We start from the raw sequence: 16412 nt of genomic DNA, 5'->3' as shown, positions 1-16412 counted from the left end.
TGCTCCTGCAGTGTTCTGGTCGGATTTGCGGCGGCGTGATTTGCGCCGGCCGTCAGAGGAGCGGGCCTTTAGCGCGGCGCCTGTTTCGGAACGATGTCGCGTAAAGCCCGGCTTTGTTTCAGCGCAATGAAGAAGCGGCTGAGATAGTGAACGCGCTATCTGATTTCCTGCTAATATACGCATTGTCGGGAGGGAGTCGGCGCGATATCGTCCGGAAATATTGCCGATGCTTGATAGTGCGCTAGCATCGGGAGTCCGCGGCGACAACAGTCGCTTGACGATCAATCCACTCCCGCAAACGGGAAAGACATTTCGAGGGGACATCATGCAAGGGGTAGCACGGAATTTCTTCACGCTGGCCATCATCTATGCGTTGTTCGGCATGGCGCTCGGCATCCACATGGCGATCAGCGAAGACCATGGCCAGATGCCAACCCATGCCCACACGATGGTCGCCGGATGGCTGATGTCGTCGGTCTTCGCCTTTTTCTACCATCTGTTTCCGGCCGTCGGGCAAAAGGTCCTGGCCAAGGTTCATTTCTGGCTGACTGCCATCAGCGGTATCGGGCTCATGATCGGCCTTTACATCCTGCTCGCCGGCAATCCGGGGATAGAACCGCTGCTCGGGATTTCCTCGATCGCGTTCTATGCGGGCATATTGCTGTTTGCCTTCATCGCTTTGCCGGCGGTCTGGAAGACGGCCTGAGCTGAACCAGAGGCAGTGAGGCTGTACTGTTACGGCACAGGATTGCGGCGTTCGGTCAAAAAACATCCGCGCCGTTAAGGCTTCATTAAGCTTTACAGGCGTTTACTATGTGCATCCAGTGATCTGGATTCTTACCGAGTGGTTGGAGCCACTTTGTTTGACGCCTCCCTGTTAAACTCCTGAGAGCCGCCTTATCCGCGGCTCTTTTTTTGTCCGCATTTTCGGGGCAGGGGCCAGTGGACCGACGTTAACCTTCTGTTAAACATGTGCTTGCCTTCACCGGTGACGAAGCGCATTTTCAAGCTTCAGTCAGACGGGTTTCCGGGTGTATCGGCAGGGAGCCGAATCAGCCGGTTGCAAGTGCAGGGGCGTATCAATGAACGAGCTTTCGAAGGGCAGTGCGAAAACCGTCAAGCTGGCGGAACGCCGGGTTTTCTCGCAATCCTTCAAGCCGCTTTACCAGGAAGGTATGGGCCTCGTCGAACAGGCGGCCGAATACCTCGACGGCAAGGGCCGGGCCGAGGCGAAGAAACTATCCAGGCTGGCGGCCACCCTCTACGCGGCCGAATCGATGCGGCTGACCACCAGGCTTATGCAGGTTGCGTCGTGGCTGCTTTTGCAGCGCGCCGCCAACTCCGGCGAGATGACCCGCGACCAGGTCGCGTCAGAAAAATCCAAGGTGCGCCTCGACACCGCTTCCGCCCGTGACGAAGCCGCCGGCTGGGCCGAACTGCCCGAGGATTTCCTCGACCTCGTCACCCGCTCGCTGCGCCTGCAGGCACTGGTCCGTCGCATGGACGAGGAGATCTATGGCTCCGGCGCAGTGGCCGACATGCAGCCAGCGGCTCGCCGCCCCAATCCGGTTTCCGACCAGATCAGCCTGCTCAACACAGCTTTCGCCAGAGGCTAATGCATGTCGCCCAAAAGTGGGCCCCGGTTTTGGGAGAACGACATGCATCGAATCAAAAACCTAAAGCGCGTCGCCTGAATCCGTTCAAACGCGACGCGCTTTAGACCTCGGGCACTCCTCTGTTTCCGGTTTGTTCACATTTCGCTGGCATCGCTGTCCATCGGAGGTAGAGTGGGCGCATGGGGGAAGCGATTCGCATTATCGGTATCGATCCGGGGCTTCGGCGCACCGGCTGGGGCATGGTCGAAAGCCTTGGCAATTCGCTGCGCTTCATTGCTTCCGGCACCGTGAAGTCCGACGACAAGGCGGCTCTGGCGACGCGGCTCTGCCAATTGCATGACGGCCTCGCCGAAATCCTGCACAGCGCGATGCCGCATGAGGCGGCCGTGGAACAGACCTTCGTCAACAAGGACGCCGTGGCGACGCTGAAGCTCGGCCAGGCGCGCGGCATCGCCATGCTGGTGCCGGCGCGTGCGGGACTCGTCGTTGCCGAATATGCGCCCAACGCCGTCAAGAAGGCGGTGATCGGCGTTGGCCATGGCGACAAGAAGCAGATCCACATGATGGTGAAGGTGCTGTTGCCGAAAGCCACCTTCGATACCGAACATGCCGCGGATGCGCTGGCCATTGCCATCTGCCATGCGCATCACCGACAAAGTATCGCGTACCGGATGGCGCTTGCCGGCCAGGTGTGTTCTTGACTTGTTCACGCTGTGCGGATAAGTAATACCACGAGGTATTACCATGCGTGTGACCACCAAGGGGCAAGTTACGATCCCCAAGCCGATAAGGGACTATCTGGGCATCGGCCCGGGCTCCGAGGTGGAATTCGTGGCCACCGATGGGGACGTTCGGCTGGTTGCCGTCAACGAGAATATCTCCGAAGAGGAGAAATTGCGCAGGTTCAGCGATGTCCTTGACCGGATGGAGGGGACGTTGGACCTGGGAGGCATGACCACCGATCAATACATGGATTTGTTAAGGGGGCCGCGTGAAGATCTCGACGTTGATTGACACCAATGTCTTGATCGACGTCTGGGGACCGGCCGGACCGCTGAAAAGATGGTCGGCGTGGGCGATTGCTTCCTGCCGCCGCGACGGAGCCTTGGTGGTCAACACGATCGTCTGGTCCGAGCTCGCGCCGCTGATCGCGACGGAGACGGCACTTCGAAAAGCAGTCGACATGCTCGAGATGGATCGCGAGTTCCTGCCTTGGGATGCGGCTTTCCTTGCGGGCGTCACGCATTCCCGCTATCGCCGGGCCGGCGGCGTTCGGGAAAGAACCTCGCCTGATTTCTTCATTGGCGCCCATGCGACCGTTGCCGGACACCGTCTTTTGACACGCGACGCGGCTCGTTATCGCAGTTACTTTCCCGACCTCGACATCATCTCTCCGGAAACGCACCCAAGAGGGGCCCATCTACCATGAAAGATCTGGCATGATCGGCAAGCTCAAGGGCACGCTGGACGAGATCGATGAGGATCATTGCCTCGTCGACATCCATGGCGTCGGCTACGTCGCCTATTGCTCGGCGCGCACGCTGGCCGCGCTGCCTTCGCCCGGCGAAGCTGTGGTGCTGTTCATCGAAACCTATGTGCGCGAGGATATGCTGCGGCTCTACGGCTTCCAGTCGGTGCTGGAGCGGGAATGGTTCCGGCTCTTGATGAACAATGTACCGGGCGTCGGCGCCAAGGTGGCACTGGCCATCTTGTCGACGCTGGCGCCGGCGGATCTCGCCAATGCGATTGCTCTGCGCGACATCGCCATGGTTTCTCGCGCGCCGGGCGTCGGCAAGAAGGTGGCCGAGCGCATCGTCACCGAGTTGAAGAACAAGGCGCCGGCCTATGCCGGGACCGCTTCGGGGACCATCGGCCTGAAGCAGGAGCTCGGCGACGGCGTGGCATCCGCGCCGATTGCCGACGCCGTCTCGGCACTGGTCAATCTCGGCTATTCGCGCGACATCGCAGCCAATGCGGTCGCGGCGGCGCTGAAGACGGCGGGCGAGCATGCCGATGCGCCGAAGCTAATCCGTTTCGGGCTGAAGGAACTGGCGCGGTGACATGGTTGTGGAAAAGAAAAATCCGGCTATCATATGATTGGTAAGAAATTTCTTAGAAAGTAAGAAAATGGGCGCTTACGCCAGTCTGACCTCGAAGGGTCAGCTTACAATTCCAAAAGATGTCCGGGACGCGTTGTCACTCAAAACGGGTGACATGATCGCCTGGACGGTCATGGATGGCTATCTGATTGGAACGCCGCGCAATCTCGACTTTGCAGACCTCGCCGGATTTCTGGGCGATCCGCCCGGCGGTCCGGCGTCACTAGAAGAAATCGACCTCGCGGTGCGGGATGCCGTTGGCAGGCATGTTGTCGGCGGCGGGTCGCAAGGCGGACGAGAGGGCGACGAGTGACGTCGATCGGCATTGATACGAACGTTCTGCTTCGAATGGTGCTGAACGATGATGCAGAGCAGCGGGTGAAGGCCCTCGCATTCGGCGAAGGCCTCAGCGCCGATGCTCCCGGCTTCGTCAGTTTGATCGTGCTGGTGGAATTCAGCTGGTCGTTGATTTCGCGCTATAGGCTACCGAAAGAGCAGATGCAGGCGGCAATCCAGAGACTGTTGAAGATCAAGACACTGTTGTTCGAAGATTTCGATGCCATCGTGGTTGCGCTCGAAAGATCGAATTCGCCGCAGGTGGACTTTGCCGATGCATTGATCGCCGAGCACAATCGAAATCTGGGTTGCTCGCATACAGTCACGTTCGATCAGCGGGCCGCCAAATCCATTGCCAGTATGGAACTGCTCGCATGAGCCTGTCGCCCCGACTGATTGCGCCCGAAAAACGCGGCGAGGATGCCGAGCAGACCTTGCGGCCGCAGACGCTCGACGATTTCGTCGGCCAGGCAGCGGTGCGGGCCAATCTGAAGGTGTTCGTCGAGGCCGCCAAGGGCCGCAACGAAGCGCTCGACCATGTGCTGTTCGTCGGGCCGCCGGGCCTTGGCAAGACGACGCTGGCGCAGATCATGGCACGCGAACTCGGCGTCAATTTCCGCTCGACCTCCGGCCCGGTCATCGCCAAGGCCGGCGATCTCGCGGCATTGCTGACCAATCTCGAAGAAGGCGATGTGCTGTTCATCGACGAAATCCATCGGCTAAGCCCGGCGGTGGAGGAGATCCTCTACCCGGCGATGGAGGATTTCCAGCTCGACCTGATCATCGGCGAAGGACCGGCGGCGCGCTCGGTCAAGATCGACCTCGCCCGCTTCACCCTGGTCGCCGCCACCACGCGGCTCGGCCTGCTCACCAATCCGCTGCGCGATCGTTTCGGCATTCCGGTGCGGCTCAATTTCTACACCGTCGAGGAGCTGGAGCAGATCGTGCGTCGCGGCGCCCGCATCCTGCAGATGGCGCTCGGCGACGATGGCGCGCTGGAGATCGCGCGGCGCGCGCGCGGCACGCCACGCATCGCCGGGAGGCTGCTGCGCCGCGTGCGCGATTTCGCCTCGGTCGCCGGCGATGGTCATGTCAACCGGCAGATCGCCGACGAGGCGTTGACCCGGCTGGAAGTCGACGCGCTCGGCCTAGATGCGCTCGACCGCCGCTATCTATCGATGATCGCCCGCAATTTCGGTGGCGGGCCGGTCGGCATCGAGACGATCGCCGCCGGCCTGTCCGAGCCGCGCGACGCCATCGAGGACATCATCGAGCCCTATCTGATCCAGCAGGGTTTCATCCAGCGCACGCCGCGCGGCCGAATGCTGACGGCCAATGCCTGGCGTCATCTCGGCCTGGATGCGCCGAAGGACCTGGCGCAGCAGCAGATCAACCTGTTCCAGGAAGAGTAGTTTTCCCGAGACGGTCGCCCTAGCCCGACGGCACCGAAGCCACCAGCACTAGCAACGCCGCCGACAAGGTCTTGATCATCGCCGTCAACAGTGCCATCCGATGCTATGTCCCGCGAGGAACCGGTGCCTCGTCGGGACTGAAAAAGGAAGCGCAATGGGCGATCATGGTGATTCGGCTCCGCTGCTGGCAGGACTTTCTGGTGCGCTGACGACGTTCGGCCACCGGCTGATGGCGCGGGTTTATTATGCCGACACCGATTTCTCGGGTGTCGTCTATCATGCGCGCTATCTCGAATTCTTCGAACGCGGCCGCTCCGACTATCTGAGACTCACCGGCGTGCATCACACCGAGCTTGCCGACGGCAAGCATGGCGAAAGAATTGTCTGGGTGGTGCGGCGCATGGAGATCGATTTTCGCGGCCCCGCCCGCATCGACGACATCCTGACGGTCGACACAAGCACCGAGGACATTTCCGGCGCGCGCATCTTCATGGCGCAGCAGCTCAAGCGCGGCGACGAGGTGCTGGTGGAGGCCAAGGTCGAGGCGGCGATCATTGGCGAGAATGGCCGGCCAAGACGCTTTCCCAGGGAATGGGTGGCGGCGTTCATGCCCAAGGCCGCTGCCGACTAGCCTAATTGCGATCAAATTTGGCACGGCTTGCGGGTTGCCCCCTGGGCGTGGCAATGCGCCGCGCCTTATGTACTAACCCATCCTTAACCATAACGGTTCATGAAGAGATTGGTGAAGATTGGCGTGATCGTGCGCCTTCCTTTCACCAATATTTGCCCCGAAAAGGCCGCTAACGGCACAGATTGGGGTTGTTCCGGTAGCTTCGTGCGAACCGACCACAAGGGATGCCAGGGGCCAGCCACCAGCTTCGCCCGGAAATCTTAAGGACGTAACGATGGAAAATATCGCACTCGCCGACCCGGGCGCGCAATTGTCGATTTGGGCGCTGTTCAGCCAGGCCAGCTGGGTGGTTAAGCTGGTCATGATCGGCTTGCTCTGCGCTTCGGTCTGGACCTGGGCGATCATCGTCGACAAGCTGGTTTCCTACGCCCGCATGCGGCTGGCGCTCAACCGGTTCGAGCAGGTGTTCTGGTCGGGGCAATCGCTGGAAGAGCTTTACCGGACGCTTGCCGACCGCAAGACCACCGGCATGGGCGCCATTTTCGTGGCAGCGATGCGCGAGTGGAAGAAGAGCTTCGAGAAGGGCGCGAAGACGCCACTCGGGCTGCAGACCCGCATCGACAAGGCGATGGATCTGGCGCTGACGCGCGAAATGGAAAAGCTGGAGGGCCGCCTCGGCTTCCTCGCCACCACCGGCTCGGCGGCACCCTTTATCGGCCTGTTCGGGACCGTCATCGGCATCATGACATCGTTCCAGGCAATTGCCGGCTCCAAGAACACCAGTCTCGCGGTGGTTGCGCCCGGCATTGCCGAAGCGCTGCTAGCGACAGCCATTGGCCTGCTCGCCGCCATCCCCGCCGTCATTGCCTACAACAAGCTGTCGTCGGACGCGAGCAAGATAGCGGTGCGCATGGAAGGGTTCTCCGACGAGTTCTCCGCCATACTCTCGCGCCAAATCGATGAAAAAGTGGCCCCCAAGGCCTGAGGAGTAGCAGATGGGTATGTCCATGGGCATGGGAGGGCGCGGCGGGCGCGGCCACAGGCGGCGCGGCCGTCACCATGCACTGATGTCCGAGATCAACGTCACGCCGATGGTCGACGTGATGCTGGTGCTGCTGATCATCTTCATGGTCGCCGCACCGATGCTGACGGTCGGCGTGCCGATCGACCTGCCGGACACGCAAGCCAAGGCGATGAATGCCGACACGCAGCCGATCACCGTCTCGATCAACGCCGCCGGCCAGATATTCCTCCAGGAAACCGAAATTCCGATCAAGGAACTGGTGGCCAAGCTGCAGGCGATCTCGAAGACCGGCTATGAAGAGCGCATCTTCATCCGTGGCGACAAGTCCACCGACTACGGCACGGCGATGAAGGTGATGGCCCGCATTTCGGCTGCCGGTTACAAGAATATCGGCCTCGTTTCGCTGCAGGAACAGGATCAGTAGACAAGAAGATGAAGACCGGCCTCACCACATCGGTGATCTTGCATGCGGTGGCGCTGACCTTCGGCCTGTTCACGCTGACAGCGCCGGCCGCACTCCCGTCCTCCGATGTCGAGTCGGTCGCGGTCGATATCGTGCCGATGGAAGCCATCGCGCAGACGCTGCAGGGCGACAAGAAGGCCGTGATGCATGAAAAGCCGGCACCGGTGCCGACACAGCGCCCGGACGTCGTTCCCGATGCGCAGAAGGTGGGCGAGAACAGTGTCGATACCGACAAGCCGATAACGCCGGAAGCCAAGCCCAAGCCCGTCGACATGACCTCGGCTCCGCCGCCGGCGCCGACCCCGATCGAGAAGCCGAAGCCCGAGGACGTGCCGAAGCCGCAGGAAAAGCCCAAGCCTACGCCGGCAACGGAAGTGGCGCCGGCGCCGACGCCCAAGGAAGAGGTCAAGCCCGAGCCGGTCAAGCAAGTCGATCCCAAGCCAACGCCGGCCAAGCCGGCGCCGACCCCGCCGCCGCAGGACAAGACCGCGGCCATAGATCCGAAGCCCGAGGTCAAGCCGGATGCCGTCGCTGAAGCCATAGCGCAGGAGCCGCCCGCCGAGGCGACGCAACTGCCCGACTCGGCGCCCGCGCCGGAGGCCCGGCCGAAGCCGCAACCGGCACAGGCCGAAAGCGCCAAGGCGCCGGACCGCAAGGATGCCGACAAGCCGGTCAAGGAAGCCTCGTCGAAGCCGAAGTCCGACGACAAGCAATTCAACGCCGACGAGATTTCCGCTCTCCTCGACAAGCAGAAGCCATCCGGCGGCGGCGCCAAGCGCTCGACGCAGCAGGCGTCGCTCGGCGGCGACAAGGATCAGGGCCAGAAGCTTTCCAGGTCGGAAATGGGCGCCCTGGAAAGCCAGCTCGGCGGCTGCTGGACCCTTCCCGCGGGCCTTGAAGGTTCCGAGAATTTCGTCGTCGTGGTGCGGTTCAACCTGGATGCCTCCGGCAAGCTGGACGGACGACCGGCCGTCGAAAAGTCGAGCGGAAGTCGTCAGTTCGACGAAAGCGCCGTCCGCGCGGTGCAAAAATGCGATGTCACCGGCCTGCAGGTTCCCGCGGGCAAGCAGGACATCTGGGCGGACGTCCGCGTCACCTTCGATCCTAGGGAGATGCTGGGTCTCTAGGGCCCGAGTATCCGAAAATCAGTACGAGAAGCGAGAAGACATGAAATCAATCCTCAAGCCGCTCCTGATGGTCGCAGCAATGGCGATGGGCATGACCGCGGCGGGCACGTTGCCGGCGCTGGCGCTCGTCGAGCTCAACGTCAACAAGGGCAATGTCGAGCCGCTGCCGATCGCCATCACTGACTTCCAGGGCGGCGATGCGCTTGGCGCGCAGATCTCGCAGATCGTCACCGCCGACCTGAAGCGCTCGGGGCTGTTTGCGCCGATCGACAAGAGCGCCTTTATCGAGAAGATTACCAACCCGGATGCAGCGCCGCGCTTCGATGACTGGAAGGTCATCAACGCGCAGGCGCTGGTCACCGGCAGCGTCAGCAAGGAAGCCGACGGCCGTATCCGTGCCCAATACCGGCTTTGGGACACCTTTGCCGGCCAGCAGATGTCCGGCGAGCAGTTCTTCGCCAATGATGCCAATCAGCGGCGTGTGGCCCACATCATCGCCGACGCTATCTATGAGCGGCTGACCGGCGAAAAAGGCTATTTCGACACACGCGTTGTCTTCATCGACGAATCCGGCGCCAAGAACGCGCGCAAGAAGCGCCTCGCCATCATGGACCAGGACGGCGCCAACATCCGCTATCTCTCGGATGGCAAGTCGATCGTGCTGACGCCGCGTTTCTCGCCGAACCGGCAGGAAATCACCTACATGTCCTATGAGAGCGGCCAGCCGCGGGTCTACCTGCTGCAGATCGAGACCGGCCAGCGCGAACTGGTCGGAAATTTCCCCGGCATGACTTTTGCGCCGCGCTTTTCGCCCGACGGCCAGAAGGTGATCATGAGCCTGCTGCGCGACGACGGCAATTCCAACATCTTCGCCATGGATCTGCGCAGCCGCTCGACGACTCGGTTGACCAATTCGACCGCCATCGACACCTCCCCCTCCTATTCGCCGGACGGCAGCCAGGTGGTGTTCACCTCCGATCGCGGCGGCCGTGCACAGATCTACGTGATGGGCGCCGATGGCTCGGGCCAGAACCGCATCTCGTTTGGCGACGGCGTCTATTCGACGCCTGTATGGTCGCCGCGCGGCGATCTCATCGCCTTTACCAAGCAGACCGGTGGCGAATTCCAGATCGGCGTCATGAAGACCGATGGCTCCGGCGAGCGCATCCTGTCCTCCGGCTTCCAGCAGGAGGGACCGACCTGGGCGCCGAACGGCCGCGTGCTGATGTTCTTCCGCGACTCCGCCGGCGGGCCCAAGCTTGTGTCGGTCGATCTTACCGGCCGCAACGAGCAGTCGATCCCGACCACGAACTTCGCTTCGGACCCAGCCTGGTCGCCGCTGCTCGAGTAAGAGGCGAATTGGAGAAATGACGAATTGAAGAATCGAAGATGGAGAAACCGGCGAATTATATTAAGCGTGCGAAGGATCTAGAAGTTTATAAGCGCGCTTATGCGGTTTCTCTTGACGTACATAAAGCTACGCTCGCTTTCCCGAAGATTGAGCAATACGCTTTGGCCGATCAGTTGCGTCGTTCCGGCAAGGGAATCTGCGCCAACCTGGCTGAGGGATTTGCCAAGCAGACACACTCCAGACCGGAATTCGCAGCGAAGCGGAGACGTGGATATCTTACGCGTTCGATCTGGAATACATCAGCCGAGCGCAATGAGACGAGTGGCTGCAAGCGTATGCGCATGTCCACGGCATGCTGATCAATCTGAGAGAAAAGCTGAAGTGAATTGTCCCGACGGGGTTCGTCATTTCATCAATTCCTCAGCTCTTCAATTCCCCTTTTTTCCATCACCTCGTCGCGTTTTGGCCGCATTTCCGCCTAGGGTCCGCGCCAACTGTGACCACGGACAAAGAGGTTGCGGACGGCAGCCTAAACCAAATTTTAACCGTGTTTCTTGAATGCCGGTTAACCCAAACGTGGTTACTGGGTGATCAACGAAATCACTCGAAATACGAAGGAGAGGCGGCATGGGCCGTATCGCAGCACTTACCAGAAACCCTGTCATGATCGCGCTGGTGGCGATGCTCGCCATCGCCGGTTGCGCCTCGAAGAAGACGCCGAACAACGCGGCTGATCTTGGCCTCAACGGCGCCGGCGCGGCAACCCCCGGATCGGCGCAGGACTTCACCGTCAATATCGGCGACCGCATCTTCTTCGATACGGATTCGACCTCGATCCGTGCCGATGCGCAAACGACGCTGGCTCGCCAGGCACAGTGGCTTAACCAGTACAAGCAGTATGCTATCGTCATCGAAGGCCATGCCGACGAACGCGGCACGCGTGAATACAATCTGGCGCTCGGCGCCCGCCGCGCTGCCGCCACCCGCGACTTCCTCGTCGCCAAGGGCGTCTCGGCCAGCCGTCTGAAGACCATTTCCTACGGCAAGGAACGCCCGGTCGCGGTGTGCGACGACATCTCCTGCTGGTCGCAGAACCGCCGTGCGGTCACCACGCTCAGCGGCACCGGTTCCTGAGGCGGCGTGCAGCCGGTCGCGCGTCAAAAGAATGCGCGGCGTACAGCGGTAAAAATGCAACATACCTATGCGAAAGGCGGCCTCCGGGCCGCCTTTTTCATATCCGGATGTCGGAAACAAAATTTGGCCGAAGTCTCGGCTCCTGCTATGAGCCGAAGGCGCTTGGCTGGTCCCATTCTGATTGGAAGGCGCGAACAAGCTAACGAAATCACGGCGAGAGGCACATGCATTTGAGATCGGTTTTGAGCGGCACGCTTGCGCTGCTGCTTCTATCAGGCGTCACCGCCTCGGGTAGCGGCCCCGGGGCGAACGGCTCAGGGCAATCCAGCGAAAGCGGCTTTTCCTTCCACCTGCCCAGCATCGAACTGCCCGGCATTTTCGGTCAAAAGAAAAAGCCGGACCAGGTTCAGATGGTGCAGTCCGATCCTGCCGCCGTCACCAGCGTGGAAGAGCAGCTGCGGCAGATGAACGGCAAGATCGAGGAACTCAATTTCCAGGTCCTGCAAATGCAGGAGCAGATCCGCAAGCAGCAGGAAGACAACGAATTCCGCTTCCAGCAGCTTGAAGGTGGCGGCACGCAAGGCGGCCAGCCGCCGGCACAGAAGAAATCCGATGCCACCACCGGCAGCGACACCAACGTGGCAGCGGCCCCGGCAACGCAGCCGCCTGCCGCGCCCGGCAACAACCAGTCAGCAGGTGGCAAAACGGTCGAGGACGTCATCGTCGAGTCTCCCGATGGCGACCCCGGCAAGGTTATTCCCGGTACGGGAGCGCCTGAAAAGACCTTCGGAACCATCACCGTCGACAAGAACGGCAATGTCGTCGATGCCGACGGCAACACTCAGTCGACCGCGCCCGTGCAGGATACCGCGCCGGCCACCGGCGCGCCGGCCAAGACCGGCAAATCCAATACGGTGATCGCGGCATTGCCCGCCACCAACGACCCTGAGGAGCTCTACCGCAACTCCTACCAGTTCATCCTCTCGGGCGATTATGGCACCGCCGAACAGGGTTTTCGCGACCACATCGCCCGTTTCCCCAGGGATGCGAAGGCGGCGGACGCGCATTACTGGCTGGGCGAGTCGCTGCTCGGCCAGCAGAAATACCGTGACGCTGCGGAGACTTTCCTTGCCGCCAGCAAGGACTACCCCAAGGCCAAGAAGGCTCCCGACATGCTGCTGAAGCTCGGTGTGTCGCTGGTCGGCCTCAAGCAGCATGACGTGGCCTGTGCCACCTTCAGCGAAATAGGCAAGCGCTACCCCGACGTTTCCGGTGCGCTCAAAGAACGCATCAAGCAGGAGAAAGCTCTGGCTGCGTGCTGATCCCTTTCACGCATGTCGTTGCCCCGGAACCGGGACCAACCCTAAGGTGACATGCATTGATGCTCGACACCGAGCCTGATCTTTCGACCAGAATCTTTTCGCATATCGATTTTACCAGCGGCGCTATTGCGGCCGTGTCCGGCGGCAGCGACTCGACCGCCCTGCTCCTCCTTCTCAAACATCATCTCGACCGCACGGCGCCGGCGACGAAGCTGCTGGCGGTGACGATCGACCACGATTTGCGGGCCGGTTCAGCGGCGGAAGCGCAAGCGGTGGCGAAGCTGTGCGCGACATACGGAATTTCACACCGCATCCTGACCTGGTCGGGTCCCAAGCCCTCGACCGGTCTGCCTGCGGCGGCGCGTGAGGCGCGCTACCGGCTGCTGGCCGAGGCGGCACAAGCGGAAGGCCTCGGCCTAATCCTCACCGGCCATACCGCCGACGATCAGGCGGAGACGGTGCTTATGCGGCAAGCGCGCCAGGAAGGGTTGGCCCAAGACGCGGGCCGCGGGCTTGCCGGCATGGCGCCGGCCACCTTGTATGACTGGCGCAGTTGGATCGTGCGGCCGCTCCTCGGGTTGCGGCGCGCGGCATTGCGCGACGTCCTGCGGCGTCAAAATATCGGCTGGGCCGACGACCCGACCAATGCCGACAAGGCCTTCGAGCGGCCACGGATGCGTGCAGCCCTTGCCGACGGCAACGGCGCGTGGCGCGTGGACGACGCACTGGCATTGGCCGCGCATGAGGGCCGTGCGCGCAGTCAACTCGGCCTCGCCGCCGCAATACTGATCCACGATTTCGCGACCCACCCGGTCACTGGCCTCATCCGTCTTGATCCTCACTTGTTGAGCGCAGCCGACGATCGGGCAGCCGTTTATGCGCTCCGCATTCTCTTGGCCACCATCGGCGGGATGGACTTCCTGCCGGATCAGACGCGTAGCGAGGCACTGTTGGGTCGGCTGAAAGCGGGATTTTTTTGCGCCACATTGTCGCGGACGGTTGTCGATTTCCGGCGCGCAGGCATCTTCCTGCGCCGCGAGGCGCGCGGCTTGCCCGCTGCCACCGCCGCCAGCAACGAAACCCTCTGGGATGGCCGGCGGCATATCACATTAAACGACGGCAGCGGCACATTGTTGATTGCCCCGTTCGGCGCAGCAGCGGCGAAGCGGCTGGCCATTGGGGAAGGAAAGGCCCCGCCGAGCCTGATGCGCGCCGCGCTCGCCGCCGAGCCGGCGTTGTGGCAGGCCGGTGAATGCCTTGATTTGTCTGAACATAGAACGGTATCCGCGATGGTTGAAGTGCGGCCCGTCGTTGCACCCTTTGCCCGCTTCCTGCCGTCCTTCGATCTGGCGCCGGCGCGTGCCGTTGCCGGGCTGATTGGCGCGCCGAAGCTGCCCGCCCTGCCTTTCAGCGGCCACAGTGCCGGTTGATGATAAGGCGAAAGCTTAACCCAGACATGCTGTTATGCTTGGCAAGGGGAGGCGCTCTCCCTATGTTAGGCGCAAGTTTCCTCTCACGACGTGTGTCCGCCCTGCGGATGCCAACGGGACAATTGATGAATCCGAACTATCGCAACCTCGCGCTTTGGGCGATCATAGCGGTCCTGCTCATAGCGCTGTTCAATCTGTTCCAGACGCCGCAGACGCGAGGGGCTTCCAGCGATGTACCTTATTCGCAGTTCCTGCAGGATGTCGCGTCGGGCCGGGTCAAGACGGTGACCATCGCCGGTGCTCGTATCAGCGGCACTTACACCGACAATTCCAGCGGCTTCCAGACCTATTCGCCCGGCGATCCATCGCTGGTCTCGCGACTGCAGGACAAGAACGTCACCATCAACGCGCGGCCTGAGAGTGACGGTTCCAATTCGCTGTTCGGCTACCTGATCTCATGGCTGCCGATGATCCTCATCCTCGGCGTCTGGATATTCTTCATGCGCCAGATGCAGTCCGGGTCCGGGCGCGCCATGGGCTTCGGCAAGTCGAAGGCCAAGCTGCTCACCGAGGCGCATGGCCGGGTCACCTTCCAGGATGTCGCCGGCGTCGATGAAGCCAAGGAAGATCTGGAAGAGATCGTCGAATTCCTGCGCGATCCGCAGAAGTTCCAGCGGCTCGGCGGCAAGATCCCGCGCGGCGTGCTGCTCGTCGGCCCTCCAGGAACCGGCAAGACGCTGCTCGCCCGTTCGGTTGCCGGCGAAGCCAATGTGCCATTCTTCACCATTTCCGGTTCGGACTTCGTCGAGATGTTCGTCGGCGTCGGCGCGAGCCGCGTGCGCGACATGTTCGACCAGGCCAAGAAGAACGCGCCCTGCATCATCTTCATCGACGAAATCGATGCCGTCGGCCGCCATCGCGGTGCCGGTCTCGGTGGCGGCAATGACGAACGCGAGCAGACGCTGAACCAGCTGCTGGTCGAGATGGATGGTTTCGAATCCAACGAAAGCATCATCCTGATCGCCGCCACCAACCGGCCCGACGTGCTCGATCCGGCGCTGCTCAGGCCGGGCCGCTTCGACCGCCAGGTCGTGGTGCCGAATCCCGACATCGTCGGCCGCGAAAAGATCCTGAAGGTGCATGTGCGCAACGTGCCGCTGGCGCCCAATGTCGATCTCAAAGTCGTCGCGCGCGGCACGCCGGGCTTCTCCGGCGCCGATCTGATGAACCTCGTCAACGAATCGGCCCTGATGGCGGCGCGGCGCAACAAGCGCCTTGTCACCATGGCCGAGTTCGAGGACGCCAAGGACAAGATCATGATGGGCGCCGAGCGCCGCTCGTCGGCGATGACCCAGGCCGAGAAGGAACTGACGGCCTATCACGAGGCCGGCCACGCCATCCTGGCGCTCAACGTGCCGTCGGCCGATCCGCTGCACAAGGCCACCATCATCCCACGCGGCCGCGCGCTCGGCATGGTCATGCAGTTGCCGGAGGGTGACCGCTATTCGATGAGCTACAAATACATGATCTCGCGCCTTGCCATCATGATGGGCGGCCGTGTCGCCGAGGAGTTCAAGTTCGGCAAGGAAAACATCACCTCGGGCGCCTCCTCCGACATCGAGCAGGCGACCAAGCTGGCGCGAGCCATGGTCACGCGCTGGGGCTTTTCCGACAAGCTCGGCCATGTCGCCTATGGCGACAACCAGGAGGAAGTGTTCCTTGGCCATTCGGTGGCGCGCACGCAGAACGTCTCGGAAGAGACCGCGCAGATCATCGACGCCGAAGTGCGCCGCCTGATCGACGAGGCCTATTCCACGGCGAAATCCATCCTGACCAAGAAGAAGAAGGAATGGATCGCGCTGGCGCAAGGGCTGCTCGAGTACGAGACGCTGTCCGGCGACGAGATCAAGCAATTGATCGCCGGACAGAAGCCTTCACGCGACCTCGGCGACGACACGCCGCCGAGCCGTGGCTCGGCCGTGCCGAAGTCCGGCGGCCGGCGCAAGAAAGGCCCCGAGCCCGAAGGCGGAATGGAACCGCAGCCGTCAAGCTGAGTTCGACAAGAGATGATTTAGAGACGCCGCGGCATGGTCCGCGGCGTCTTAGTTTGGAGGCTTTGTTGAGAGCGGGCCAGGCCGGCGCTGCCCCTCATCTGCCTGCCGGCATCTTCTCTCGTATAGTGACGGGGAGAAGGGCGCCGCCTTCCGGCGATTTCGCCAATCACCTGCGTTGCCAGGATGGCGCCGGCGTTGCGTGCAGCTACTTTCTCCTGTCACCATACGGGGAGAAATGCCTGGCAGGGCAATGAGGGGCGGCACCAAACGAGCGCGAATGGCGTGCCCGGCATTTGACAAAGAAAGGCGCGGGGGCCGGGGGGGGGGGGGGGGGGGGGGTTGGAATATTTTTTTTTTTTGGCCCAGCCGGGTTTGGGTGGGCGGGGGGGTTGGGCGGCGCCCCCGGGGGTGGG

Annotated in this window: 19 protein-coding genes; all 19 read left to right on the top strand. The window is 62.0% G+C overall.

The window, feature by feature from the left end:
• Nucleotides 1-325 precede the first annotated feature (325 nt).
• The 19 genes from NKJ01_RS28110 to ftsH all read left to right on the top strand — a co-directional run bounded on the left by NKJ01_RS28110 (nt 326) and on the right by ftsH (nt 15999).
• Nucleotides 326-706: a hypothetical protein gene (locus NKJ01_RS28110; protein WP_352733001.1), complete on the top strand. Its 381-nt coding sequence runs from the start codon at nt 326-328 to the stop codon at nt 704-706.
• A 376-nt stretch (nt 707-1082) separates the two neighbouring features.
• Entirely contained in the window at nt 1083-1616 is a 534-nt protein-coding gene (rcdA, locus tag NKJ01_RS28105; protein ID WP_023758642.1) for a protease adaptor protein RcdA, read from the top strand.
• 179 nt (nt 1617-1795) lie between these two features.
• The gene (gene ruvC, locus NKJ01_RS28100; protein WP_352605585.1) at nt 1796-2317 is read left to right on the top strand and encodes a crossover junction endodeoxyribonuclease RuvC; all 522 of its coding nucleotides are present in this window, start codon (nt 1796-1798) and stop codon (nt 2315-2317) included.
• Nucleotides 2318-2360: 43 nt separating this feature from the next.
• Nucleotides 2361-2630: an AbrB/MazE/SpoVT family DNA-binding domain-containing protein gene (locus tag NKJ01_RS28095; RefSeq protein WP_352605587.1), complete on the top strand. Its 270-nt coding sequence runs from the start codon at nt 2361-2363 to the stop codon at nt 2628-2630.
• Entirely contained in the window at nt 2608-3045 is a 438-nt protein-coding gene (locus NKJ01_RS28090) for a type II toxin-antitoxin system VapC family toxin (RefSeq protein ID WP_352732997.1), read from the top strand. Before NKJ01_RS28095 ends, NKJ01_RS28090 begins: the two co-directional genes overlap by 23 nt.
• Before the next feature lie 10 nt (nt 3046-3055).
• Complete coding sequence (ruvA, locus tag NKJ01_RS28085; RefSeq protein WP_352732994.1) at nt 3056-3676, top strand: Holliday junction branch migration protein RuvA; 621 nt, start codon at nt 3056-3058, stop codon at nt 3674-3676.
• A 67-nt stretch (nt 3677-3743) separates the two neighbouring features.
• Complete coding sequence (locus tag NKJ01_RS28080) at nt 3744-4028, top strand: AbrB/MazE/SpoVT family DNA-binding domain-containing protein (RefSeq protein WP_023758647.1); 285 nt, start codon at nt 3744-3746, stop codon at nt 4026-4028.
• Nucleotides 4025-4429: a type II toxin-antitoxin system VapC family toxin gene (locus NKJ01_RS28075; RefSeq protein WP_352605591.1), complete on the top strand. Its 405-nt coding sequence runs from the start codon at nt 4025-4027 to the stop codon at nt 4427-4429. Before NKJ01_RS28080 ends, NKJ01_RS28075 begins: the two co-directional genes overlap by 4 nt.
• Complete coding sequence (gene ruvB / locus NKJ01_RS28070) at nt 4426-5463, top strand: Holliday junction branch migration DNA helicase RuvB (protein ID WP_023758649.1); 1038 nt, start codon at nt 4426-4428, stop codon at nt 5461-5463. Before NKJ01_RS28075 ends, ruvB begins: the two co-directional genes overlap by 4 nt.
• A gap of 154 nt (nt 5464-5617) precedes the next feature.
• Nucleotides 5618-6094: a tol-pal system-associated acyl-CoA thioesterase gene (gene ybgC, locus NKJ01_RS28065; RefSeq protein WP_352732991.1), complete on the top strand. Its 477-nt coding sequence runs from the start codon at nt 5618-5620 to the stop codon at nt 6092-6094.
• Between the two features lie 274 nt (nt 6095-6368).
• On the top strand, nt 6369-7079 hold the full coding sequence (gene tolQ / locus NKJ01_RS28060) for a protein TolQ (protein ID WP_023758651.1): 711 nt from the start codon (nt 6369-6371) through the stop codon (nt 7077-7079).
• Nucleotides 7080-7089: 10 nt separating this feature from the next.
• Nucleotides 7090-7542, top strand: a complete 453-nt coding sequence (gene tolR / locus NKJ01_RS28055; protein WP_352732988.1) for a protein TolR — start codon at nt 7090-7092, stop codon at nt 7540-7542.
• An 8-nt stretch (nt 7543-7550) separates the two neighbouring features.
• Nucleotides 7551-8708 (top strand): cell envelope integrity protein TolA, encoded by a 1158-nt coding sequence (gene tolA / locus NKJ01_RS28050; RefSeq protein WP_352732986.1) that lies wholly within the window; start codon nt 7551-7553, stop codon nt 8706-8708.
• A gap of 67 nt (nt 8709-8775) precedes the next feature.
• On the top strand, nt 8776-10059 hold the full coding sequence (tolB, locus tag NKJ01_RS28045) for a Tol-Pal system beta propeller repeat protein TolB (protein WP_502898032.1): 1284 nt from the start codon (nt 8776-8778) through the stop codon (nt 10057-10059).
• 38 nt (nt 10060-10097) lie between these two features.
• Complete coding sequence (locus tag NKJ01_RS28040; protein WP_352732983.1) at nt 10098-10418, top strand: four helix bundle protein; 321 nt, start codon at nt 10098-10100, stop codon at nt 10416-10418.
• A 268-nt stretch (nt 10419-10686) separates the two neighbouring features.
• The gene (gene pal, locus NKJ01_RS28035) at nt 10687-11193 is read left to right on the top strand and encodes a peptidoglycan-associated lipoprotein Pal (protein WP_023758656.1); all 507 of its coding nucleotides are present in this window, start codon (nt 10687-10689) and stop codon (nt 11191-11193) included.
• A 224-nt stretch (nt 11194-11417) separates the two neighbouring features.
• Nucleotides 11418-12515: a tol-pal system protein YbgF gene (gene ybgF / locus NKJ01_RS28030; protein WP_352732980.1), complete on the top strand. Its 1098-nt coding sequence runs from the start codon at nt 11418-11420 to the stop codon at nt 12513-12515.
• A 59-nt stretch (nt 12516-12574) separates the two neighbouring features.
• A complete protein-coding gene (gene tilS, locus NKJ01_RS28025; RefSeq protein ID WP_352733064.1) occupies nt 12575-13945 on the top strand; it encodes a tRNA lysidine(34) synthetase TilS in 1371 nt (456 codons plus the stop codon).
• Nucleotides 13946-14070: 125 nt separating this feature from the next.
• On the top strand, nt 14071-15999 hold the full coding sequence (gene ftsH, locus NKJ01_RS28020) for an ATP-dependent zinc metalloprotease FtsH (protein WP_352605606.1): 1929 nt from the start codon (nt 14071-14073) through the stop codon (nt 15997-15999).
• The last annotated feature ends 413 nt before the right edge of the window (nt 16000-16412 follow it).

The sequence above is a fragment of the Mesorhizobium sp. M0276 genome (assembly GCF_040321755.1).
Classification (GTDB): Bacteria; Pseudomonadota; Alphaproteobacteria; order Rhizobiales; family Rhizobiaceae; genus Mesorhizobium.
Note: the sequence above shows the minus strand (reverse complement) of the source record. Positions and strands in the feature narration are given on the sequence as shown.